This window comes from Streptococcus suis (assembly GCF_002960445.1).
Classification (GTDB): Bacteria; Bacillota; Bacilli; order Lactobacillales; family Streptococcaceae; genus Streptococcus; species Streptococcus hyiners.
Genome location: NZ_POJD01000327.1, coordinates 1 through 269, shown reverse-complemented (window position 1 = coordinate 269; position 269 = coordinate 1). Strand labels below are relative to the sequence as shown.

Sequence of the window (269 nt, the reverse complement as noted above, 5' to 3'; positions counted from 1 at the left end):
TGTTGTTCAAGTTGAGGCTGTTCGCTTGGATGTCTGCTTCCATGGCCTCTTTCATCAAGTTTTGCAACTGCTCAAAGCTTGTGATAGTTACTTCCTTGGTTGAATCAGCAACACCAAGTTCATACTGCATGGTAAACGGCTTGAGTTGGCCTGTCGCTGCTTTTTCCAAACGCTCAGTAAACATGGCTTTCTTAAACTCAGCCCATGAAGTATATTGACCTTGGAAGACATATTCTAAGACATGGTCATCCGTAATCAAACCAGTATTC

Annotated in this window: 1 protein-coding gene; it reads right to left on the bottom strand. The window is 42.8% G+C overall.

Annotation, left to right across the window (positions count from 1 at the left end):
• The coding region (locus C1G53_RS11075) for a ZmpA/ZmpB/ZmpC family metallo-endopeptidase (RefSeq protein WP_153046722.1) at positions 1 to 269 on the bottom strand (269 nt) is incomplete at both ends.